Source organism: Conexibacter woesei DSM 14684 (assembly GCF_000025265.1).
GTDB classification, from domain to species: Bacteria; Actinomycetota; Thermoleophilia; order Solirubrobacterales; family Solirubrobacteraceae; genus Conexibacter; species Conexibacter woesei.
The window spans coordinates 5,904,649-5,926,051 of sequence record NC_013739.1 but is presented as its reverse complement, the minus strand read 5'-3'; the positions used below and the strand labels follow the sequence as shown (position 1 = coordinate 5,926,051).

The 21,403-nt window shown below is 70.6% G+C and carries 18 protein-coding genes; 4 read left to right on the top strand and 14 right to left on the bottom strand.

Annotated elements, in window-relative coordinates; translation table 11 throughout:
• Window positions 1-50: 50 nt before the first annotated feature.
• The gene (locus tag CWOE_RS27780; protein WP_012936987.1) at window positions 51-1,880 is read right to left on the bottom strand and encodes a nitrite/sulfite reductase; all 1,830 of its coding nucleotides are present in this window, start codon (window positions 1,878-1,880) and stop codon (window positions 51-53) included.
• Between the two features lie 81 nt (window positions 1,881-1,961).
• Window positions 1,962-2,177 carry a hypothetical protein gene (locus CWOE_RS27775; protein ID WP_012936986.1) on the bottom strand — a complete coding sequence of 72 codons (216 nt, stop codon included), beginning with the start codon at window positions 2,175-2,177 and terminating at the stop codon, window positions 1,962-1,964.
• Window positions 2,178-2,262: 85 nt separating this feature from the next.
• Here CWOE_RS27775 and CWOE_RS27770 point away from each other — a divergent pair, with 85 nt between their 5' ends.
• Window positions 2,263-3,192: a GDSL-type esterase/lipase family protein gene (locus CWOE_RS27770; protein ID WP_012936985.1), complete on the top strand. Its 930-nt coding sequence runs from the start codon at window positions 2,263-2,265 to the stop codon at window positions 3,190-3,192.
• 57 nt (window positions 3,193-3,249) lie between these two features.
• On the opposite strand, the gene CWOE_RS27765 is transcribed toward CWOE_RS27770, so the two are convergent.
• The 6 genes from CWOE_RS27765 to CWOE_RS27740 all read right to left on the bottom strand — a co-directional run bounded on the left by CWOE_RS27765 (window position 3,250) and on the right by CWOE_RS27740 (window position 11,937).
• Entirely contained in the window at window positions 3,250-4,818 is a 1,569-nt protein-coding gene (locus tag CWOE_RS27765) for an acyl-CoA carboxylase subunit beta (protein ID WP_012936984.1), read from the bottom strand.
• 55 nt (window positions 4,819-4,873) lie between these two features.
• Complete coding sequence (locus CWOE_RS27760) at window positions 4,874-5,377, bottom strand: DUF2269 family protein (protein WP_012936983.1); 504 nt, start codon at window positions 5,375-5,377, stop codon at window positions 4,874-4,876.
• A gap of 49 nt (window positions 5,378-5,426) precedes the next feature.
• Window positions 5,427-8,417, bottom strand: coding sequence for a hypothetical protein (locus CWOE_RS27755; RefSeq protein WP_012936982.1), 2,991 nt, complete (start codon window positions 8,415-8,417; stop codon window positions 5,427-5,429).
• Window positions 8,418-8,555: 138 nt separating this feature from the next.
• Entirely contained in the window at window positions 8,556-9,344 is a 789-nt protein-coding gene (locus tag CWOE_RS27750) for an ABC transporter permease (RefSeq protein WP_012936981.1), read from the bottom strand.
• The gene (locus CWOE_RS27745; protein WP_012936980.1) at window positions 9,337-10,251 is read right to left on the bottom strand and encodes an ABC transporter ATP-binding protein; all 915 of its coding nucleotides are present in this window, start codon (window positions 10,249-10,251) and stop codon (window positions 9,337-9,339) included. The genes CWOE_RS27750 and CWOE_RS27745 overlap by 8 nt, the downstream gene beginning before the upstream one ends.
• A 72-nt stretch (window positions 10,252-10,323) precedes the next feature.
• Window positions 10,324-11,937, bottom strand: coding sequence for an acyl-CoA mutase large subunit family protein (locus CWOE_RS27740; protein WP_012936979.1), 1,614 nt, complete (start codon window positions 11,935-11,937; stop codon window positions 10,324-10,326).
• A gap of 76 nt (window positions 11,938-12,013) precedes the next feature.
• Here CWOE_RS27740 and CWOE_RS27735 point away from each other — a divergent pair, with 76 nt between their 5' ends.
• On the top strand, window positions 12,014-12,664 hold the full coding sequence (locus tag CWOE_RS27735) for a molybdenum cofactor biosynthesis protein MoaE (protein WP_012936978.1): 651 nt from the start codon (window positions 12,014-12,016) through the stop codon (window positions 12,662-12,664).
• Here the strand turns inward: CWOE_RS27735 and CWOE_RS32330 are convergent.
• From CWOE_RS32330 to CWOE_RS27720, 3 genes are all read right to left on the bottom strand, one after another.
• Window positions 12,579-13,043, bottom strand: a complete 465-nt coding sequence (locus CWOE_RS32330; protein ID WP_012936977.1) for a hypothetical protein — start codon at window positions 13,041-13,043, stop codon at window positions 12,579-12,581. The genes CWOE_RS27735 and CWOE_RS32330 overlap by 86 nt on opposite strands.
• A gap of 246 nt (window positions 13,044-13,289) precedes the next feature.
• Window positions 13,290-13,985: a thiaminase II gene (tenA, locus tag CWOE_RS27725; RefSeq protein WP_012936975.1), complete on the bottom strand. Its 696-nt coding sequence runs from the start codon at window positions 13,983-13,985 to the stop codon at window positions 13,290-13,292.
• Complete coding sequence (locus tag CWOE_RS27720) at window positions 13,982-14,515, bottom strand: ferritin (RefSeq protein WP_012936974.1); 534 nt, start codon at window positions 14,513-14,515, stop codon at window positions 13,982-13,984. The genes tenA and CWOE_RS27720 overlap by 4 nt, the downstream gene beginning before the upstream one ends.
• Before the next feature lie 111 nt (window positions 14,516-14,626).
• On the opposite strand from CWOE_RS27720, the gene CWOE_RS27715 reads away from it, so the two are divergent.
• Together CWOE_RS27715 and CWOE_RS27710 are read left to right on the top strand one after the other, a co-directional pair.
• Window positions 14,627-15,574: a UDP-glucuronic acid decarboxylase family protein gene (locus CWOE_RS27715; RefSeq protein WP_012936973.1), complete on the top strand. Its 948-nt coding sequence runs from the start codon at window positions 14,627-14,629 to the stop codon at window positions 15,572-15,574.
• Between the two features lie 58 nt (window positions 15,575-15,632).
• Window positions 15,633-17,171, top strand: coding sequence for a sugar transferase (locus tag CWOE_RS27710; protein ID WP_012936972.1), 1,539 nt, complete (start codon window positions 15,633-15,635; stop codon window positions 17,169-17,171).
• Here CWOE_RS27710 and CWOE_RS27705 read toward each other — a convergent pair.
• From CWOE_RS27705 to CWOE_RS27695, 3 genes are read right to left on the bottom strand one after another with little or no spacing between them, the layout of a single operon-like run.
• Window positions 17,149-17,553, bottom strand: coding sequence for a response regulator transcription factor (locus CWOE_RS27705; protein WP_012936971.1), 405 nt, complete (start codon window positions 17,551-17,553; stop codon window positions 17,149-17,151). The two genes, CWOE_RS27710 and CWOE_RS27705, sit on opposite strands and share 23 nt — an antisense overlap.
• Window positions 17,550-20,582 carry an ATP-binding protein gene (locus tag CWOE_RS31660; RefSeq protein WP_012936970.1) on the bottom strand — a complete coding sequence of 1,011 codons (3,033 nt, stop codon included), beginning with the start codon at window positions 20,580-20,582 and terminating at the stop codon, window positions 17,550-17,552. Before CWOE_RS31660 ends, CWOE_RS27705 begins: the two co-directional genes overlap by 4 nt.
• Window positions 20,579-21,304 (bottom strand): CheR family methyltransferase, encoded by a 726-nt coding sequence (locus CWOE_RS27695; protein ID WP_012936969.1) that lies wholly within the window; start codon window positions 21,302-21,304, stop codon window positions 20,579-20,581. The genes CWOE_RS31660 and CWOE_RS27695 overlap by 4 nt, the downstream gene beginning before the upstream one ends.
• Window positions 21,305-21,403: the final 99 nt, after the last annotated feature.

The window sequence follows — 21,403 nt, the reverse complement described above, 5'->3', positions numbered from 1 at the left end:
CACGGCGGGCGCCGGCCGCTTCACGGCGCCCGGGGAACTCGCGGTGCTCCTCAGACAGCGCATTCTCCCTCGCCGCGGACAACCTCGAACGGGACGTTCTTGTTCCAGTCGATGAACAGGTTCATGTTCTCGAGGTTGAACTCGGCCGGCATCGCGAGGTCGCGCACCTGGTCCTCGAACGCTCTCGTCCCGACACGCTCGGCGAACGCGTTGAACTGCTCGCCGTCGGTGCGGTCGGACTCGTAGAAGCGGATCCAGCGCTCGACGGCGTCCGGCACGCGCTTGGACGGCAGCCGCAGCTTCAGCCGTGCACCGTAGAGCACCTCGCCGCCCTCGTAGCGACCGCCGATGTGCGGGATGCACGCCGGGATCGTCTTGTCGCCGACCTTGATCGAGGCGCCGTAGAAGCCGATGTTGGCGATGTGGTGCTGCGAGCAGCCGTTCGGGCAGCCCGACATCTTGATGTGGATCCTGCGCGTGAGCGGGTCCTCGAGTCTCATCTCGACGATGCGCTCCTTGACGGCCTGGTTGAGGCCCATCGACGAGGTGATTCCCAACTTGCAAGAGTCCGTGCCGGGGCAGCTGACGACGTCGGAGATCTCGTCGACGCCGGCCTCGCCGAGGTCGTGTTCCTTCAGCGCCGTCCAGACGTCGTAGAGCGCCTCGTCGCGCACCCAGCGCAGGACGATGTTCTGCTGCACGGTCGTGCGCGCGTAGCCGCCGGTGTAGTCGCGCATGATCTGCGCCAGCCCGCGGAACTGCGAAGGCGTCAGGTCGCCGCGCTCGATCTTCACCTCGACGGTCGAGTAGCCCTCCTGGCGCTGCGCTCTCACGTTGGTCGAGACGAAGTGCTCGAACTCGGACAGGTCGCCGTTGGGCGAGCCGGCGGAGGCCGGGGGCTCCGGCGCGTTCGCCTCCTCGTCGTGAACGAACAGGCGCTGCATCGGGTCGAAGTCGCGCTCGTGGACCCAGTCGCCCTTCAGCTCCTCCTCGACCTGGTTGAGCAGCTCCTCGATCCCGAACTTGTCGACGAACACCTTCAGGCGGGCGCGGGCGCGGTTCTTGCGCAGCCACTCCTGCCGGTCGAAGATGCGGAAGACCGCCTCGGCGACCTTCAGGTACTCGCCGTCGTCGGCGCGGACGAACTCGTACAGCGTCGGCGCGACGCGCGGCATGATCGACGTGCCGCCGCCGACGCGCACCTCGAAGCCCTTGACGCCGTCGCGCACTCTCGCGAGGAACGCGATGTCGTGGATGCCCGTGATCGCGCGGTCCTCGGGAGAGCCGTCGAACGCCGTCTTGACCTTGCGCGGCATCAGCTGTGTCGTCGGATGCCGGACGAAGTAGCGCACGTACGCGCCCGCCCATGGCGTCGTGTCGAAGACCTCGTCGTCGCAGACGCCCGCCCAGGGGTCGGCGGTGACGTTGCGCACCGTGTTGCCGCAGCCCTCGCGGCTGGAGAGGCCGACGGCGCTGACGTCGCGGATCAGCTTCGCCATCTCCGCGAGCGGGATGTGGTGGATCTGGATGTTCTGGCGGGTCGTGACGTGGCCCTTTCTGAGCGGCGCGTACGTCTCCACGACCTGCGCGAACATGTCCATCTGCTCGGGGCTGACGCCGCCCCACGGAAGCTTCACGCGGACCATCTGCACGTCCGGCTGGCGCTGCCCGTAGACGCCCTGTCTGAGGCGGAAGCCGATGAACTCGGTCTCCGGAAAATCACCGCGCAGGAATCTCTGCGACTCCGTGTCGAAGTCGTCGAACTCGCGCTCGAGGATCGGGATCACGTGACCCGGGACGTCCTGGAGGACCTCCGGGTTGTCGATCGAGCCCAGCTTGCCGGGTCTCTTGCTCTTCTCTCTGACCGAGCTTGGCTCCATGCGCTGCATTCCTCCTAGGGCGGGCGGGTCGCCAAATGTAGCAAACCCTGGAGGAATTCCGGGTTTTATCTCCCGGGGCGGCTACCGGCCCCACGGATCGGCGTCGCCCCAGGCTGCGGGGGCGTCGCGGACGCCCTCCAACAGGGCGCTGCGGGTCCAGCGTCCGACGCGCTCCCCAGCGGGCGCGGGCGTCGGCGACGTCTCGCGCATGAACTGCTCGAGCGCGGCCACGACGGCCGCGGCCTCCTCGGGCGACGCGCTCGGCGCGACGATCGTGAGCTGCGGGCGACGGTTCATGACGGCCAGAGTATCGCGTGAGACCTGGGTCTTGGGGCGTACGCGAACGTTCACGCAAACGCGGGATCTCGGTTAGCGTGTCGTCATGATCCCACCACGTTTCATCAGCGGCGCGGTCGCCGTCGTGGCCGCGGCCGCGCTCGCCGTCCCCGCCGCGGCGACCGCCGCGAGAGCGCCCCCGGCACAGGGCAAGAAGGCGGCACCGCAGTTCTACGTCTCGCTCGGCGACTCGTACGCGACCGGCTACCAGCCGAAGCCCGACGGGACCGTCGGCGGCGGCACGCGTGAGGGCTTCGCGTACCAGCTGCCGCCGCTGGCGGCGAGAAAGGGCTGGAAGCTGAGACTGGTCCAGTTCGGCTGCGGCGGGGCGACGACGACGTCGATCCTGGAGCAGAAGGGCTGCCCGAAGCCGGCGCTCGGCCCCGGCGGCAGACCGTACCCGGGCAAGACGCAGATCCAGGTCGCCGAGCAGTTCCTGAAGCAGAACAGAGCGAAGACGGGCCTGATCACCGTCTCGATCGGCGGCAACGACGTGACCGCGTGCATCAGAGAGGCCGACCCGGTCTCCTGCGTCGTGGCCGCGAACGGGAAGCTGCAGAGAAACGTCGCGGTGCTCGTCAGACGGCTGCGCAGAGCGGCCGGACCGAGAGTCCGCATCGTCGGCACGACCTACCCGGACGTGATCCTCGGCCTGTGGCTGACCGGCGACGCCGGCAGAAACCTCGCGACGCTGTCGGTGACGGCGTTCAGAGAGATCATCAACCCGGCGCTGAAGAAGCAGTATGACTCGGTCAGAGGCGCGTTCGTCGACGTCACGAGAGCGAGCGGCGCCTACACACCGTTCGACCAGACGACGACGGTCCCTGGCCTCGGGACGATCCCGGTCGCGGTCGCGAACGTCTGCGTGCTGACGTGGTTCTGCGCCGTGCAGGACATCCACGCGAGAGGGGTCGGCTACCAGCTGATCGCCGAGCTGATCGCCGGCACGCTCCCGAAGCAGAGAGCCAGCAGATAGCGCCTGCCGCGCGCCGCTCTTCGGAGCGGCGCGCGGGCGGCCCGCCGGGGGCGTGGCTTAGAGCGGGATGTTGCCGTGCTTGCGCTTGGGGCCGGGCTCGCGCTTGGTCTGCAGCGTGTGCAGCGAGGCGATCAGCTTCGGGCGCGTCTCGTGCGGGATTATCACGTCGTCGATGTAGCCCCGCTCGGCTGCCGAGTACGGGTTCGCGAAGCGCGCCTTGTAGTCGTCCATCAGCTTTCTGCGCCGGTCGTCCGGCGTCGGGCTGCTGGCGATGTCGCGGCGATAGATGATGTTGACGGCGCCCTCCGGCCCCATCACCGCGACCTCTGCCTGCGGCCAGGCGAAGTTGAAGTCCGCGCCGAGGTGCTTGGAGGCCATGACGTCGTACGCGCCGCCGTACGCCTTGCGCGTGATGACGGTGATCTTCGGCACGGTCGCCTCGGCGTAGGCGTAGAGCAGCTTGGCGCCATGGCGGATGATCCCGCCCCACTCCTGCGCGGTGCCCGGCAGGAAGCCCGGCACGTCGCAGAAGGTGACGATCGGGATGTTGAACGCGTCGCAGGTGCGGACGAAGCGGGCGGCCTTCTCCGAGGCGGCGATGTCGAGCACGCCGGCGAGCGAGGCCGGCTGGTTGCCCACGATGCCGACGGGGAAGCCGTCGAGCCGCGCGAGCCCGCAGACGATGTTCGTCGCGAAGTGCTCGTGGACTTCGAGGAACTCGCCGTCGTCGACGATCAGCCTGATCACGCTGCGCATGTCGTACGGCTTGTTCGGGCTGTCCGGGACGACCGTGTCCAGCTCCGGGTCCATCCGCTGCGGGTCGTCGGTCGGCTGCACGCGCGGCGGCAGCTCGAGGTTGTTCGACGGCAGGAACGAGAACAGGTAGCGCGCGTCTTCGAGGCACGCGTCCTCGTCCTCGGAGGCGAAGTGCGCCACCCCCGACTTCGAGTTGTGCGTCATCGCGCCGCCGAGCTCTTCGAACGTCGGCTCCTCACCGGTGACGGTCTTGATCACGTCAGGACCGGTGATGAACATGTGAGAGGTCTCTCTCACCATGAAGATGAAGTCGGTGATCGCGGGTGAGTAGACGGCGCCGCCGGCGCACGGGCCCATGATCAGCGAGATCTGCGGGATCACGCCCGAGGACTTGACGTTGCGCAGGAAGACGTCGCCGTAGCCGCCGAGCGACACGACGCCCTCCTGGATGCGGGCGCCGCCGGAGTCGTTGATGCCGATCACGGGCGCGCCGATCTTGGCGGCGAGGTCCATGACCTTGCACATCTTCTCCGCCATCACCTCGCCGAGCGAGCCGCCGACGACGGTGAAGTCCTGGCTGAAGACGCAGACGGTACGGCCTTCGATCGTGCCGTGGCCGGTGACGACGGCGTCGCCCCACGGCCGGTTCTTCTGCATATCGAAGTCGTGCGTGCGGTGGCGGACGAACGTGTCCAGCTCCTGGAAGGAGCCTGGATCGAGCAGCTTCTCGATCCGCTCGCGGGCGGTGTACTTGCCCTTCGCGTGCTGCTTCTCGACCGCGGCGGCAGAGGCGGAGTGGATCGCCTCCTCGCGGAGCTCGTTGAGCTGGCCGAGCTTCTCTTCGAACGTCTCTGGAGCCTTTTGGCGCATAGCGGCGGCGGATGTTAGCTGTCGGGTCGCGCGCCGGCCCCCGATCGGGAAGCGATCAGACGCCCGGCTTCAGCACCATCAGGAAGACGGCGACCACGACGAGCAGCGAGATCGTCCCGCCGAAGATCGTGCGCTGTCTGTTGAGCCGCTCGTACTCGGTGCTGAGCGTGACCGTGCCGCCGGCGTCGCCGCTCTGCGCGTCGAGCGCGGCGCGGTCGCGCATTCTGCGTGCCAGCGGGATCATCACCGCGTGGTCGAGCCCGACGATCACGATCAGGATCGCGAAGGCGCCGCTCCACCAGCCGCTCGAGAGGTCGCTCCAGCGGTCGGTCGCCATGTAGATGCCGGCGATCAGCACGACGACGGCGGCCGGCGTCACGACTCTGCGGCTGATCTGGATCTGGGCCTCGTGCCAGAGCGGCAGCGCGCGTGCGTCGCGCGTGCGGACGACCTGGTCGATCACGGGATAGGCGAACGTGACGCCGAACGCCGCGATCGCGGCCGTGATGTGGAGGAAGAGGACGACCGTGTAGAAGTCGAGGTGGCCGGGAGCGCTCATGTTCCGAGACGCTACCCGACCACCCTGACGCTGTGTCGTCGCGGTGCGGCTACCGCAGCTTCAGCTTCACCTTCTGCGTGACGCGCGGCCCGCCCTTCTGGGCGGTGCGGACCGTCACCGTCAGTCTGCCTCTGCGCGCCGCGAGCCGTCTCGCGAGTCTCGCCGAGCTGGCTCTGACGCCGCGGACGTTGACCGTGACCTTGCGCGCTCCGCGTCTGGAGAGCTTCACGGTGATCGTCCGGCCGCTGACCCGGATCGCTCTTCTCGCGAGACGGGTTCTGCCGGCCTTCGACGTCACCGACGCGCCTCTGATCAGCAGGCCTCTCGGCAGGCCGATCCGCACGCTGGAGAGTGGCTTGCCGCTTCTCGCGACGCCGGTCCGGACGCCGAGTCTGCCGGCGCCTCTGCGGAATCTCAGCGTCGCGCCCGACTTCGGTCTGGGCACGCAGCCGAGCGCCGTGAGCCGCGGGCTCTGCGACGTCGCTCTGCCGCTCTGGCTGGTGAATCTGGCGCCGAGCACGGGCCGGGCGCAGAGATCCCCGACGGTCGTCAGGACACCCTCTCTGCCACCGCGGAATCTCAGCTCGAAGCTGGACAGCGGCAGGTCGGGGATGCTGCCGAACGTCGTGATCACGAGGCCGCCTCTGACGGCGTTGGTGCCGAGCAGGTCGAGCGAGACCTCGCCGCGCAGCTCGACCGCGAGGCTCGGCAGGCCGCCGGAGGCGGTTCTGACGAGATACGTCGGGCCGGTGATCGGTCTGTTGATCAGCGGGCTGACGGCCGTCGCGGTGGCGACGATCGTCCGCGCGGTGCATCTTCTCGCGTTGTACGTGGCGAGCGGGCAGGCCGCTCTCAGCGTCGGCAGGTTCGTCGAGACCGCTCTCGGCAGCGTCACGACCGCCGTCTTCATCGCGGACTCGCCGGCCCGCTGCGTGATCCGCGTCGTGAACGACGGGTGCTGGCCCTCGCGGTTCTGGCCTCTGCCGCCGATCGTGCCGGTGATTCTCGGGCCGAACGGCAGTCTGTCGCAGCCGTTGACCGTGATCGTGGAGCTCGCGGTCGCACCCGCTCCGCCGTCGAGCGGCGAGAACGCGCCGGAGGCCTTCGGGGTGCCGCAGCTGGTCGGGTTCTTCATGAAGCCGGCGCGGTCGACGTTGACGGTCAGTCTGCGGATCGCGAGCGGGATTCCGAGCTGGAGTGCCGGGATCGGGTCGCTGACGATGTCCAGGCCGCCGTCGTTGCCGAGCGTCAGCCGCTGCGCGACGGTCACGATGCCGGCGTCGACCGGCCCGAGTCTCGCCGGCACGGAGATCGACAGCCCGGCCGGGTCGCCCGCGACGCGCGGCTCGGTCAGGTAGATGCTGCCGGGCAGCGTCGGCGGTTCGGTTCCGGAGCCGACGATCGCGTTGACGCTGCCGATCCGGCTCGACGCCGGGCAGGCGTTCGCCGCGGCGGTCGCGAGCGCGCACTTCGTCAGGCCCGGCAGCGCGAGCGAGCCTATGAGGCCGGGCGGCAGGTCGAACGCGACTCTGCCGACCGGGACGGTTCTGTCGGGGCGGTCGAACGAGAGCGTGAAGCTCGTGTCCGCGCCGGCCTGCGGGTTGCTGACCGAGGTCGCCATCGACGGCGTGAATCTGCGTGCGCAGTCGACGACGTCGTAGGAGGCGGACGGCGTTCTCGCCGCGCCGCCCGACCACGGTGTGACGGTCGCGATCGTCGTCGCCGGGCCGCACGTCGTCGGCGTCACGAGCGCCGACTGCGGTCCGCCCTTGAACGTGAGTCTGAAGTTCGTGAACGCGACCTGCGGGAGGTCGCTGAACTTCAGCGTGATCTGGCCGGTTCTGAAGTCCGGGTTGACCGTGCCGGAGAGCTTGATGTGCGCGCCGAACAGCGGCACGTCGAGGAACAGCCGCAGCCGGTCGGTCGGCGTCTGCGTGCCGAAGTACGCCTTGCCGGGGAAGTTGCCGAGGATCGGCGACGTGAAGTCGATCGTCCCGACCTCCGACGATGCCGGGCAGTTCGCTGCGACAGAGGAGTCGGCGAGCGCGAAGCCCGCGTCGGTGCAGGCGTCGAGCCGAGCTGCCAGCGCCGGGTTGAGCAGCATGCCCGGGGCGCCGAGGAACGTCGTCCCGCGGACCATCGAGCTGACGCGCGGGATGTCCTCCGTCCCGGGGATCACGTCCGTGCTGATCGCCGACGTCGAGTCGGCGGTGTTCGGGTCGGCTGACGACGCGAGCGTCGTGTTGAACGGCACGTTCTCGCAGTCGGTCGGGGTGTACGAGCCGTTGCCCGACGTCGGGGCGCCGCCATGGGATCTGGCCGTCACGCTGACAACCGCCGGAATGCAGGAGGTCGGGTTGGTGAAGAACGATCTGCCCTCGGCGTTGTAGCCATTGAGGATCTGCGTGATCGAGTCGATGTGGACCGGCAGTCTGCCGACGAGGGGCACTTCGGCGAAGTTCGGAAGGCCGCTCAGGGAAGCCGTCAGGCCCAAGTTCAGAGGGTTGACCGTGATCGGCGACACGAGCTTGATCCGTCTCAGGCCGGGAAGCGGTGGCTCGATGTCGATGCCGAACGCCGTCGGGACTCTCGACGGATCCGGCGATGGGATCCGGTAGATCGCGCCGTTGAGCGTGAGCGCTCCGAGCACAGGTGCAGACGCTCTGGTGATGGCGGAACCGATCACCGATCTCGGGCAGTTCGTTCTCGTCTGCGACATGTCCCAAGTGGTGCACGTCTCGATGTGGTTGACGAACGCGACGATGCCGGGCGCGAGCCCGATCTCGAGACTGTCGACGCTGTCGGCGGTCGGGTTGCCGACATCGTCGAAGTCGAGTCTGATCGCCATGTCGGGATGTGCAGCGGCTGAGAGCGGATCTCTCACGGCCGGATCGCTGGCGCCGAGCGGGCTGTTCGCCGGTCTGCCGGGCGTTGCGCCGACGCTCGTCAGCGAGAACGCGTGTGCGCTCGCCGACAACACGAGTGGGACCAACAGCGCGACGAGCGCTGCGACCAGCGCCCGTGGGGGGGAAAACCTCATCTCACCTCTCCTTGCGACGTGCCTGCAACGGGTAGTCCGTTCCGCATCGGGTCAATGCCCGCCCGATACGAGTGGCAAACACGTGCGTTTCAGTGCGAGTTGCGGTCCTAGTTGGCAGGTTGGCGCGGTGACGCACCGTCAGCGCACGTCGCGGCGGTCGAACAGAAGCGCCGCGAGCGCGGCGAACAGCAGCCCGCCGCCGGTCAGCAGCGCGAGGTCGCCCCAGTCGACGCCCGTTCTGACCGGGTCGTCGCCGTACGCCCACTGGAACGGCGAGAAGCCGAGGTGGTCGTCGAGCGCGGTGACGAACGGCGCGATCGACGTGTAGAGGAAGCCCGCGCCGGCGAGGCCCGCGGCGACGCCGAGGCTCAGGCCGCGGCGACCGGTCGCCGCCGACAGGCAGAGCGCGATGCCGCCGTAGAGCAGTCCGAGGCCGACGCTGCCGGCGGTCGCCGCCGCGAAGCGGCCGGCCGGGATGCCGATGTCGAACAGCGGGCCGACGAGCACCAGCGTCAGCCACTGCGCCAGCGCGAGCAGCAGCAGCCCGGCGGCGATCGACAGCGCCTGCTCGACCACTACGCGCGCCCGCCGGATCGGCGTCGCGAGCAGCAGGTCCATCGTGCCGCGCTCCTCCTCGCCGGCGATCGCCCGCGCGCCGCGGCCGATCGCGAAGCTGAGGAACAACAGCGGCGCCAGGGTCGAGAACAGCTGGCCCTGCAGATAGCCGGCCGGCGTGCCGAGATCGCTCAGGCCGACCGCCGACTGGACTGACGGCGGCAGGTCGCTGAAGCTTCTCGTCAGCGCGTCGTTGCCGTCGATCGACGGCCAGAACGCGAGCACGACCGCGACGAGCGCGACCGTCGACAGGCACCAGCCGATCAGCGCCGTGCGCTCGCTGCGGAGGGTGCGCAGCGCCAGCTCAGGCACCAGGCTCGCCGCCCTGCGCGCCGTGCGCCTCGTAACGGTCGAGGAACAGCTCCTCCAGCTCCGGCTCCTGCGCCGTCAGGCTGACGACCTCGTGCGCCGCGATCGCCTTCACGACCGCGTCCATCCCGCCGTGCACGGTGAAGCGCGCGAGCGAGCCGCGCACGTCGACGCCGGAGACGCCGGGCAGCGACGCGAACGCGCCGTCGGGGACCGGCGCCGCGAACGTGACCGCGACCTGGCGGGGCGCGCTGCGCTTGAGGTCCTCGATCGCCTCGACCGCCAGCAGTCTGCCGGCGCGGATCATCGCGACCCGGTCGGCGACGTGCTCCAGCTCCGAGAGCACGTGCGAGGACATCAACACCGTCGCGCCGGCGTCGCGCGTCTCGCCGACCAGCTCGTGGAAGGTCCGTTGCAGCAGCGGGTCCAGGCCGCTCGTCGGCTCGTCGAGGATCAGCACGTCCGGTCTGTGCATGAACGCCTGGATCAGGCCGACCTTCTGCTTGTTGCCCTTCGACAGCTCGCGGATCGGGCGGTCGACCGGCAGGCCGAAGCGGTCGGCCAGCGTCGTGACGTAGGGACGCTCGACGCCGCCGCGCAGACGTGCGAGGAACGACAGCAGCTCGCGGCCGGTCAGCTCCTCGTAGAGCGCCAGCTCCCCCGCCAGGTAGCCGATCCGCCGCCGCACCTCGACGCCGCGTCTGCGCACGTCCATGCCGAGGATCTCGGCGCGGCCGCGTGTCGGGCGCAGCAGGTCGAGCAGCAGCCGGATCGTCGTCGACTTGCCGGCGCCGTTGGGGCCGATGTAGCCGAACACCTCGCCGCGGCGGATCTCGAGGTCGAGCGCGGCGAGCGCCGTCACGCTGCCGTAGGACTTCGTCAGGTCCTCGGTTCGGATCGCCGTCTCCACCGGGGCGATCCTGCCGCGCGCCGTGGCGAGCGCGCATCACCCTCAGCGGGTGAGCGCGGCTCGCGGCGACCCTCAGATGTCCGGCTGGTATCTGCCGAAGACGTCGCGCATCGCCGCGCAGACCTCGCCCATCGAGCAGCGGTCCTTCAGCGCCTGGCGGATGTACGGCAGCAGGTTGTCGCTGCCGGCGGCGGCGTCGCGCAGCTCCTGCAGGCGCGTGTCCGCAAGCTGCTGGTCGCGCGTCGCCTTGAACTCCTTCAGCCGCCCGACCTGCTCGCGCTCGGACGCCGGGTCGACGCGCAGCAGGTCCGGCACCTCGAGCTGCTCGTCGACGTACTTGTTGACGCCGACGACGATGTCCTGCTCCTGCGCGTAACGCTCCTGATAGCCCCAGGCCGACTCCTCGATCTCGTTCTTGATGAACGCGATCGCGTTGACCGAGCCGCCCAGCTCGTCGACCTTGCCGATCAGCTCGCTCGCGCGCTGCTCGATCTCGGCCGTCAGCGCCTCGACGTAGTACGAGCCGGCGAACGGGTCGACGGTGTCGGCGGCGCCCGACTCGTGGCCGATGATCTGCTGCGTGCGCAGCGCGATCTTGGCGGCGTGCTCGGTCGGCAGCGCGAGCGCCTCGTCGAAGCCGTTCGTGTGCAGCGACTGCGTCCCGCCGCAGACGGCGGCGAACCCCTGCAGCGCGACGCGGACGATGTTGTTCTCCGGCTGCTGCGCGGTCAGCGTCACGCCGCCCGTCTGCGTGTGGAAGCGCAGCTTCATCGACTTCTCGTCTCTGGCGCCGAAGCGGTCGCGCATGATCTGAGCCCACATCTTGCGGGCGGCGCGGAACTTCGCGACCTCTTGGAAGACGTTGTTGTGGCCGTTGAAGAAGAACGCCAGCCGGGGCGCGAAGTCGTCGACCGCGAGGCCGGCGTCGAGCGCCGCCTGCACGTACGCGATGCCGCTGGAGAGCGTGAACGCGACCTCCTGGACGGCCGAGCAGCCCTTCTCGCGGAAGTGATAGCCGGAGATCGAGACGGTGTTCCATCTCGGCACGTTCTGCTTGCAGTACGCGAACAGGTCGGTCGTGAGCCGCATCGACCCCTCGGGCGGGTAGATGAAGTTCCCGCGCGCGATGTACTCCTTGAGGATGTCGTTCTGGGTCGTGCCGCGCAGCTTCTCCGGCGCGACGCCCTGCTCCTCGCCGACGAGCTGGTAGAGCAGCAGCAGCACGCTCGCGGGCGCGTTGATCGTCATCGAGGTCGAGACTCTGTCGAGCGGGATGCCGTCGAACGCGGTCCGCATGTCGTCGATCGTGTCGATCGCGACGCCGGTGCGGCCGACCTCGCCGAGGCAGCGAGGATCGTCGGAGTCGAGACCGAGCTGGGTCGGCAGGTCGAACGCCATCGAGAGGCCGGTCGAGCCGTGCGCGAGCAGGTACTTGTAGCGCTCGTTGGACTCCTTCGCCGACGCGTAGCCGGCGTACTGCCGCATCGTCCACAGCTGTCTGCGGTACATCTCGCGATGCACCCCGCGCGTGTACGGGAACTGGCCGGGCTCGCCGAGCTGGAGCTGCTCGGGCACGTCGTGCTCGTCGTAGCGCGGCTGGATCTCGATGCCGGAGTCGGTGAAGTGCCGCGGGTCGTCCGGTCCGACGATGGGGGCGATGAAGCGGTGGTCCTCGGTCACGCTCATCGCCTGAGGGTACTTCGCGCCTGGCGCGGACGCCGCCGATCGGGCGGGCGGGCGTCCGCTCCCGTACGCTCCTGTGATGCACGTACGCATCCGTCTCTTCGCGATGCTGCGCGAGCGCGCCGGCACCGCTGAGCTCGAGCTGGAGCTGCCTGAGGGCGCGCGCGTGCGCGACGCGCTCGCCGCGCCCCCGGTCGCGGCGCTGGCCGCCGGCCTTCCGCTCGTGCTGGCAGTCAACCGCGAGTACGCCGACGACGACGCTCCGCTCGCGCCAGGCGACGAGCTGGCGCTCGTGCCGCCGGTCTCCGGCGGCGCAGCCGCGCCGCACGTCGCGGTCAGCGACGCCCCGCTCTCGCTCGACGGTCTCGTCGCGCGCGTCCGCGATCCGCGCGCCGGTGCCGTCGTGACGTTCGCCGGCGTCACGCGCGACGTCGACGCGCTCGTCTACGAGGCGTACACCGAGATGGCGCTGGAGCAGATCGCGGCGATCGTCGCCGAGGCGATCGCCAGCCACGGCCTCTGCGCCGCAGCCGCCGAGCACCGCATCGGCGCGGTCCCGCTGTCGGAGCCGTCGGTGCTTGTCGCCGTCTCCGCCCCGCACCGCCCCGAGGCGTTCCTCGGCGCCCGCGAGATCATCGACCGCATCAAGGCCGCCGCACCGATCTGGAAGCAGGAGGTCGAGGGCGGCGAGGCGAGCTGGGTCGCGGGGACACGGCCGCCGACGGGCTGAGTCGGCGCGCGAGGTCGCGGAAGGGTGCGAGCCGCCAGCGAACGCGTTCGCTCCGGGTCAATCCCCATCGCTCCGGCGCTGGGTCGACGAGCAGCGTCTCGAGCGTCTCGCGATCGAGCACCGTCGTGGGGCCGTTGGGCGGCAGGGTGACGTGGATCGCGCCGTCGTGGTCGAGCAGGACACGGGCGTTGTGGATGAAGAACTGGCAGATCTCCCCGGCGGCGTCGAAGCGCACGTGGTGGCCCTCGGGCGTCTCGTCGATGTCGGCGGCCGGTCGGCGCGGTCCCCTCCAGAAATGCAGCTCGTCGGGGTACTCGGCGTAGTCGACGCTGTCGAACGTCACGTCGCCGATCGTGAAGCCACTCGATGTCTCACTCATATCGGGTCCTCTCGATTGCCAAACGCCGTGATGATCTGTGCGGGAACGGTGTTCCAGCCGACGACGACGAACAGCCATCGGATCGGCCCGGCGCCGCGCCGCCAGTAGCGCCACCGACCGAGCGTCCTGTCGGGCGTCATGACATCCGGCCACTCGACCGTCTCGAGGATCTCCTCCTCGAACGGGATGACGTCCGGGTGTCTGATCGCGACGTGCTCCCATGCTGGCGGGGACAGGACGACGCGTCTACCCCAAGGATCTTTGGTCTCGCGCCGCCGGCTCCAGCCGCCACGCGGCGTCCCAGAACGCCAGCTCGTGGCGGCTGCTCTCGGCGAAGACCGCGCGCAGGCGCGCACGGCCGGCGTCGTCGCAGGCGGCGCCGAGGCGATCCATCAGCTCGCGGCACCAAGCCGCGAGCGCCTGGAACTCGGGGTCGGCGTACGTCGCGATCCAGCGCGCGTAGGGGCGGGCGGGATCTGGTTCCGGCGGGCCGGCGGCGGCGAGCCGTTCGCCGACCTCGGCGTAGCCCCACATGCAGGGCAGCAGCGCGGCGACCAGCTCGGCGAAGTCGCCGAGCGCGGCGGTGCGCAGCAGGAAGTCGCCGTAGGCGCGCGTCGTCGGCGTCGCCCGCTCGGACTCCAGGTCTGCCGCCGGGACGCCCCAGTCGGCCGCGAACGAGCGGTGGAGGTCCATCTCGGTCACCAGGATCGCCTGCGTCAGCTCGGCGAACCGCCGCATCGTCTCCAGCTCCGGCGCCCGCGCGCAGGCGAGCGCGAGCAGCCGGCCGTAGTCGACGAGGTAGACGTAGTCCTGCCGGACGTAGTGCCGGAAGCGGTCGAGCGCGAGCGTGCCGTCGCCGATCCCGCGCACGAACGGGTGGGAGTGCTGCGCCTCCCACACGTCCGCCGCGCCGGCGCGCAGCTCGGCGCTGAAGGAGCTCAGAGCGCGCCGCCGGCAGCCGCCGGCGCCGTCGGGTCCTCGCCGCCGTCGCCCGGCTGCTCGCGCGCGAGCCAGTCCTCGATGTCCATCGGCCGGTCGGCGAGGCGCTCGGCGATCGTCAGCAGATCCGACATCGAGGCGACCTCCTCGACCTGCTCCTTCAGGAACCACTGCATGAACTGCTCGCTCTGGAAGTCGCCCTCCTCGCGCGCCACGCCGACGAGCGCCGCGATCTGGTCGCTGACGCGCTTCTCCTGCTCCAGCGACAGCGCGACCGGCGCGACGACGTCGGCGAACGAGATCTCCGGCGCGGCGACGCCGGGGACCGTGACCTCGACGTCGGCGTCGAGCAGGTACTGGACCATCATCAGCGCGTGGTTGCGCTCCTCGACCGCCTGCGCGTAGAAGAACGCCGCGAGGCGCGGCAGCGTCTCGGCGTCGTAGTAGACGGCATTGGCGACGTACTGCTGCGAGGCGGCGAATTCGTACGCGATCTGCTCGTTGAGACGCTCGACGAAGCGGGTGGCGGGCATGGGACTCCTGTGATCGCGGGTTCGCTCTGAGCCGCTCGAAAGCGGGATCAGGCGATCGTAGAGGACCGACGGGTCCGCGAACGGACCGGTTGCAGGGCTATCCTGCCGGGAATGTCTACCTGTCTCGTGACCGGAGGCGCTGGCTTCCTCGGCTCGCACCTGTGCGACGAACTGCTGCGCCGAGGGCACCGCGTCATCTGTGTCGACAACCTCGAGACGGGCTCGCTGGCGAACATCCACCACATTCGCCAGCCCGAGTTCGTCCACCTCAACCTCGACATCATCGAGCCGTACTTCGTGGACGAGCCGGTCGACTTCGTGTACCACCTCGCCTCGCCCGCGTCGCCGATCGACTACCTGCGACTGCCGCTGCACACGCTGAAGGTCGGCTCGCACGGGACGCACCACACGCTCGGGCTCGCGAAGAAGCACCGGGCGCGCTTCCTGATCGCCTCCACCAGCGAGGTCTACGGCGATCCCCAGGAGCACCCGCAGCGGGAGTCCTACTGGGGGCACGTCAACCCGATCGGCCCGCGCGGCGTCTACGACGAGGCGAAGCGCTACGCCGAGGCGCTGACGATGGCGTACCACCGTCAGCAGGGCGTCGACACCGCGATCATGCGGATCTTCAACACGTACGGGCCGCGGATGCGCCCCCACGACGGCCGCGCGATCCCGACGTTCCTGCGCCAGGCACTGCAGGACCGGCCGATCACGGTTTTCGGCGACGGCTCGCAGACGCGCTCGTTCTGCTTCGTCTCCGACCTGATCCGCGGGATGATCGCGCTCGCCGAATCCGGTTTTCATAACCCCGTCAACATCGGCAATCCGAACGAGTTCACGCTGCTGGAGCTGGCGAGAGCGGTGATCGAAGTGACCGGGTCGCGCTCGGAGATCGTCTTCGAGGCGCTTCCGACCGACGACCCGCAGGTGCGCCAGCCCGACATCGCGCTCGCGCGCGAGGTGCTCGGCTGGGAGCCTGAAGTGGCGTTGATCGAAGGATTGCGGCGCACGATCGACGAAGCCGGCGTCGAGACGCTCGTCGGGGCGCCAGCCTGACGCACACGGCGAAAGGCCGGAACTCCGACCCTTCCGGCCCGTTGCAGTGAAGGAGGTCATGCATCGAGTGGCGAACGGCGCGCTGAACGTCGACCAGCAGCACGAGACGGGCGACGGCACCCTGGTGCCCGCCATGTCCGACAGAGACGTGCGCCGCAAGCGCCCGCCGGCTTTGTCGTTCGTGCTGCGGATGGCGACGCTGCGGAAGTTCATGCGGATCGTCTCGCTGCTCGCGCTCGACTTCGCCGGCGTCTGGCTGGCGCTCTTCACCGCGCTGCTGCTGAAGCTGCTGATCAAGGGCAACCACGAGCTCGGCCCGGCCCTGAGACTCGCCTCCGGGCAGACCGAGGACTTCCTCGCCTTCGCCTACCTCGTCACGGTGCTGCTGTTCGCGCGCTCGGACCTCTACGCCGACCGGCCGCGACGGCCCGGGCTGCCCAAGATCGTCGCGTCGCTGTTCCAGGTGACGCTCGTGGCCCTGATCTTCGCGCTCGCGAGCGGGCAGGACTTCTCCAGCTATTACATCTTCTACGCATCGCTCGGCTTCTCGATCCTCTACGTGTCGTCGTTCCGCTGGCTCCACACGGAGGTGACCGGGTGGCTGCTGAGCAGAGCCGGCTACACGCGCCGGGCGCTGCTGGTCGGCAGCGGCAAGCACATCGATCAGGTCGCGCACGCGCTCGCCGCGACGCCCGGCAAGGAGATCGAGCCGGTCGGCTACATCTCGCTGACGCCGCGACCGGACAACGGGCTGCGCTCGCTCGGCTCGCTCGCGGACCTCGGGGCGGTGCTGGAGCGGGACCGCGTCCAGGAGGTGATCATCGCCGACCCGGACTTCCCGCAGGAGCAGGCCGTCGAGCTGGTCGACGTCTGTCACCAGCGCGGCGTCGACGTCAACATCGCGCCGTCGACGATGGAGATCCTCGTCCAGCGGGCGGAGTTCGTGCCCGGCCAGTCGGTCCCGCTGTTCAAGCTCAAGCCGCCGGTCTTCGACGGCATCGACTTCGCCGTCAAGCGCACGTTCGACCTGATCGGATCGCTGCTGCTGCTGACGCTGCTCTCGCCGCTGCTGCTGACGCTCTCGCTCGCCGTCAAGCTCAGCTCGCGCGGGCCGGTCTTCTACCGCTCGACGCGGCCGGGGATCGGAGGCCTCCCGTTCGACTGCCTCAAGTTCCGCACGATGACCGACGACGCGGGCGTGAGCGACGAGGAGCTGGAGGCGCTCAACGAAGCCGACGGCGCCCTCTTCAAGATCCGCGACGACCCGCGCATCACGCCGGTCGGGCGCTTCCTGCGCAGGTTCTCGCTCGACGAGCTGCCGCAGCTGGTGAACGTGGTGCGCGGCGAGATGTCGCTCGTCGGGCCGCGCCCGCTGCCGCTGCGCGACTTCGAGAAGCTCGAGGAATGGCACAAGAAGCGCTACCTCGTGCTGCCGGGCATCACCGGCCTGTGGCAGGTCTCGGGCCGCTCCGAGCTCGACTTCGACGACCTCGTGCGCCTTGACTTCCTCTACCTCGAGCGCTGGTCGGTCGCGCTCGACCTCGTGATCCTGCTGAAGACGGTGCCGGCCGTCTTCACCCAGCGCGGCGCGTTCTAGCGCCCCGCGCCTCCAGCGCCGCAGCGACCCTGTCGCGCAGCTCCTGCGGGCTGAACGGCTTGCGCACGTACGCGTCGGCGCCGGCGTCGAAGCCGCGGTCGACGTCGGCCTCCTGCACGCGAGCGGTCAGCAGGATCACCGGGATCGCGCGCGTGAGCGGGTCGCTGCGCAGCCGCCGCGTGACGTCGTAGCCCGTCAGCTCGGGCATCATCACGTCGAGCACGCAGAGATCCGGCAGCTCCTCGCGCGCGCGAGCGAGCGCCTCGGCCCCGTCGCGCGCGACGAGCACCTCGTAGCCGGTCCGCTCCAGCCGGAACGCGACGAGCGTGAGGATGTCCTCGTCGTTGTCGGCGACGAGGATTCGCGTTCTGCCTTCGCTCACGTCCGCCTCGCTCCGTTCCCGCTCGTCGCGGCGTGCGCCGCCGGCGTGTCGGCGGCGGCGTCGGCGTCGGCGAGGCGTGCGCGCAACGGCAGCACGACGCGGAAGGTGGTGCCGCGCCCGACCTCGCTCTCGACCTCGATCCGGCCGCCGTGGCCCTCCGCGATCGCCTGGCAGATCGACAGCCCCAGGCCGATCCCGGGGATCTCGCCCTCGACCGCGGTCGAGGCGCGGAAGAAGCGGTCGAACAGCCGCGCCTGCTCGTCCGCCGGGATCCCGATGCCGGTGTCCGCGACGGCCAGCGCGACCTCGTCGCCGTCGATCCGCAGCGTCACCGTGACGTCGCCGCCAGACGGCGTGAACTTGAGCGCGTTGGAGATCAGGTTGTCGACGAGCTGGCCGAGCCGGTCGGCGTCGCCGCGTATCGGCGGCACGGGCTCGGTCTCCGCGGCGACCGTGACGCCGACCTGCTCGGCGCGCGGCCGGGCGCCGTCGACGGCGTCGCGGACGATCGCCTCCAGCGTCGCGTCGCCGTGCTCGAGGTTGAGCGTTCCCGCCTCCACCTGCGCGACGAACAGCAGGTCGCCGACGAGCCGCTGGAGCCGCTTGCCGTTGCGCTCGACGATCCCGAGGAAGCGCGCCTGCTCGTCGTTGACCTCGCCGACCTCGCCTTCGAGCACCAGCTCGACGTAGCCGACGATCGACGTCAGCGGCGTCCGCAGCTCGTGCGAGACGAGCGCGAAGAACTCGTTCTTGAGGCGGTCGGCCTCGGCCTCTGCAGCGCGCTTCTGCGCGACCTGCACGACCTGTCCGCCGATCGCGTCGAGCGTGTCGAACAGCTCGGCGTCGGGCGGCGCCGCGTCGCGCTGCCAGAACTCCAGCACGCCGAGCGCGTGGGCGCCGTGCCCGACGCGGATCGCGCCGGCGATCCGCAGCCCTGCGCCGGCGGCGGCGCGGCCGCGCGCGAGGCGGTCGCTCTCGGTCCGCTCCCAACCCGGCTTGCCGCTCTCCCAGACGCGCGCCGCGAGTCCCGCGCCGCCGCCGAGCGTCGTCGTGCGCGTCTGCAGCACGAGCGGCGCCAGCCCGTCGGCGGACGGGTCCTGCCACGTCCCGGCGCAGGTGAGGCGGTCGTGCTCGCCGGGCAGCCAGAAGACGACGACCGGCCACTGCAGCGCCTCGCCGAGCGCCGCGAGCGTCGGCTCGATCAGCTGCTCGCGCCCCTCGACCTCGGCGAGCACGCGGCTGACGTCGCTGCGCGCTTCGCGCTCGCGCTCGCGCAGCACGCGGCCGCTGATGTCGCGCACAAACGCGTTCAGCCGCCAGCCGCCGCCGATTCGCAGCGGCACGATCGACAGCTCGATCGTCAGCTCGTGGCGGTCCTTGTGGCGGGCGACCAGCTCGAAGCGCCGCGTCTCGGTGGCGGAGCGTTCGGCGTCGTCGAGCAGCTGGGCGCTCCAGCGGGCGAAGAAGTCGCGGTCGCGGTCGGGCACGATCAGGTCCGGGATCGCCCGGCCGATCGCCTCCTCGGCGGTCCAGCCGAAGATCGCCTCGGCCTGCGGCGACCACTCGATCACGAACGAGTCGCCGTCGGCCGCGACGTACGCGTCCTGCGCCGTCTCCAGCACGGCCATGTTGACCGCCGCCTGATGCTGCGCGTACTGCGTCGCCAGCGCGCGCACGAGGCCGACGGCGGCCGGCTCGGCGAGCCGGCCGGCGAGGTCGATCGCGCTGCCCGCGAACGCGGCGTCGCCGACGCGGCCGAACGACAGCACCCCGGCCACCCGCGTCGGGCCGAGCAGCGGGATGTGCAGCTCGTGACCGACCTGCGCCTCGCCCGCGAGCGTGGCGACCCGCATCGCGTCGCCGCCGGACTCGCCGCCCGTGCCGTCGGCGGTCCCGTGCGACGCGTGGACCGCGCGTCTCTCCGCGACGGCGCGACCGGCGAGGCCGGCGCCGCTGACGAGTCGTCTCGGCAGCGCGGCGCTGTCGAAGCCGCGCGCGCCCGCGAGCACGAGCGGGCCGTCGGGGTCGCTGACGTCGAGCGCGTAGAGCGTGCCGACGTCGGCCCCGAGCAGGTCGCCGATCTCGCTCAGCAGCACGCGGGCGAGGTCGTCCAGCTCGGCCGCCGCCGAGACGCGCGCGACGACGCGGTGGAACGCCTCGGCGCGCTCCTTCTCGTCCGCGAGCGCGTCGAGCGTCCGCTCCAGCTCGCCCTGCTGTGCCTCCAGCTCGGCGTTCTGGTTCTCGAGCTCGTCGCGGCTGTGCTGGGCCGAGGACGCCATCGTGTTGAAGGAGCGCGCGAGCACGCCCGCCTCGGCGACGCCGCCCTCGTTTACGCGCGCCGTCAGGTCGCCACTCGCCAGCCTCTGTGCCGCGCCGGCGACGCGCCGGATCGGCGCGACGACGAGGCGCGACAGGTAGCCGGCGTAGGCGAGCACGAGGAGCGGGCAGCCGAGCAGACCGAGCAGCGCGAACAGCACGGCGCGCCGGGCGGCGTCGTCGGCGTCCTCGCGGACCTCGCTCGCGCGGGCGCGCTCGGCCCGCTCGGTGACGGCGAAGTCGGCGCGGATCGCGTCCATCCTGCGCTTGCCGGCACCGCTGGCGACGACCTCCCGCGCGGCCGCGGGGTCGCGTCGCACGAGCGCGATCTGGTCGGTCACGAAGCCCTTCACGTAGGCGTCGACTTTCGCTATCCCCGCGATCGCGTTGGCGCGTCGATCCGCGTCTCCCTCCGGCATCGCCTCCAGCAGCTGCGCCTCGGCTCCGGGCAGCTCGCGCAGCGCCGCCTCGTACGGTTCGAGGAATCTCTCGTCCTGGGCGATCACGAAGCCGCGCTGCGCGGTCTCCGCGTCGATCGCGAGCCGTTCGATGCGGTCGGCGGCCGAGACCGCCGTCAGCGCGCGCTGAAGGTCGCGGTTGGCGTCGCGCAGCCTGTCGATCGACGCGAACGTGACCGCGAAGGCAGCGGCGACGAGCAGCAGCAGGATCAGCGAGCCGGCCAGCAGCCGCCCGTTGAGCCCGCGCCCCCTCACGTCGTCCGCCGATAGGCGTTCGGGCCGGCGGGGACGAGCCCCAGCGCCGCCGGGTCGCGCAGCCGCTCGGAGCGGCCGAGCAGCAGCACGCCGCCGGGCGCGAGCGCGCTCGCGAGCGTGTGCTCCAGCTGCGTGCGCGCGGCCGGCGTGAAGTAGATCGCGACGTTGCGGCACAGCACGAGCCGCCAGCTGCCCGGCGGTGGGGGCGCGGTGACGAGGTCGCGCTGCTCCCAGCGCAGGCGCATCCGGATCTCGGGCGGCACGTCGAGGTCGGCGCGGCGGGCGCGCACGAGGTTCTCCTCCAGCAGGTCGCTGCCGAGCAGCTGCGCGCGGTCGAGCGCGCCGAGCTTCCGCAGCACGCGACCGAGCGAGACCAGCTCCGAGCCGTCGGCGCAGCCGGCCGACCAGACGCGCACGCGGCCGGACTGCTCCAGCAGCGGCGGCAGCAGCTCGCGCTCGAGCAGCGTGAACTGCTGCGGGTCGCGGAACGGGCCGGAGACCGAGACGGCGATCGAGCGGCGGAAGCGCGCGCGGGCGGCCGGGTCGGCGGCGATCCGGGAGGTGAGCGCTCGCAGGTCGGCGACGTGCTCGGCGGCGAGAGCGCGTCTGAGCTGCGTCGCCAGGTGCTCGTCGCGGAAGACGTGCAGCGGCAGTGCGCTCACGCGCGCGAGCGCGAGGCGATCGGCGTCGACCGCCGTCGCTGGAAGCTGCTGCGTCGCCATCACGTCACGGATACCCCGCTCAGGGACGTTCGAGTTGCGCGATGACGCGATTGGAGCGGTTCCGGGCCCCAAGCGCACGCCGGGTGCGCGAGTTGGTGG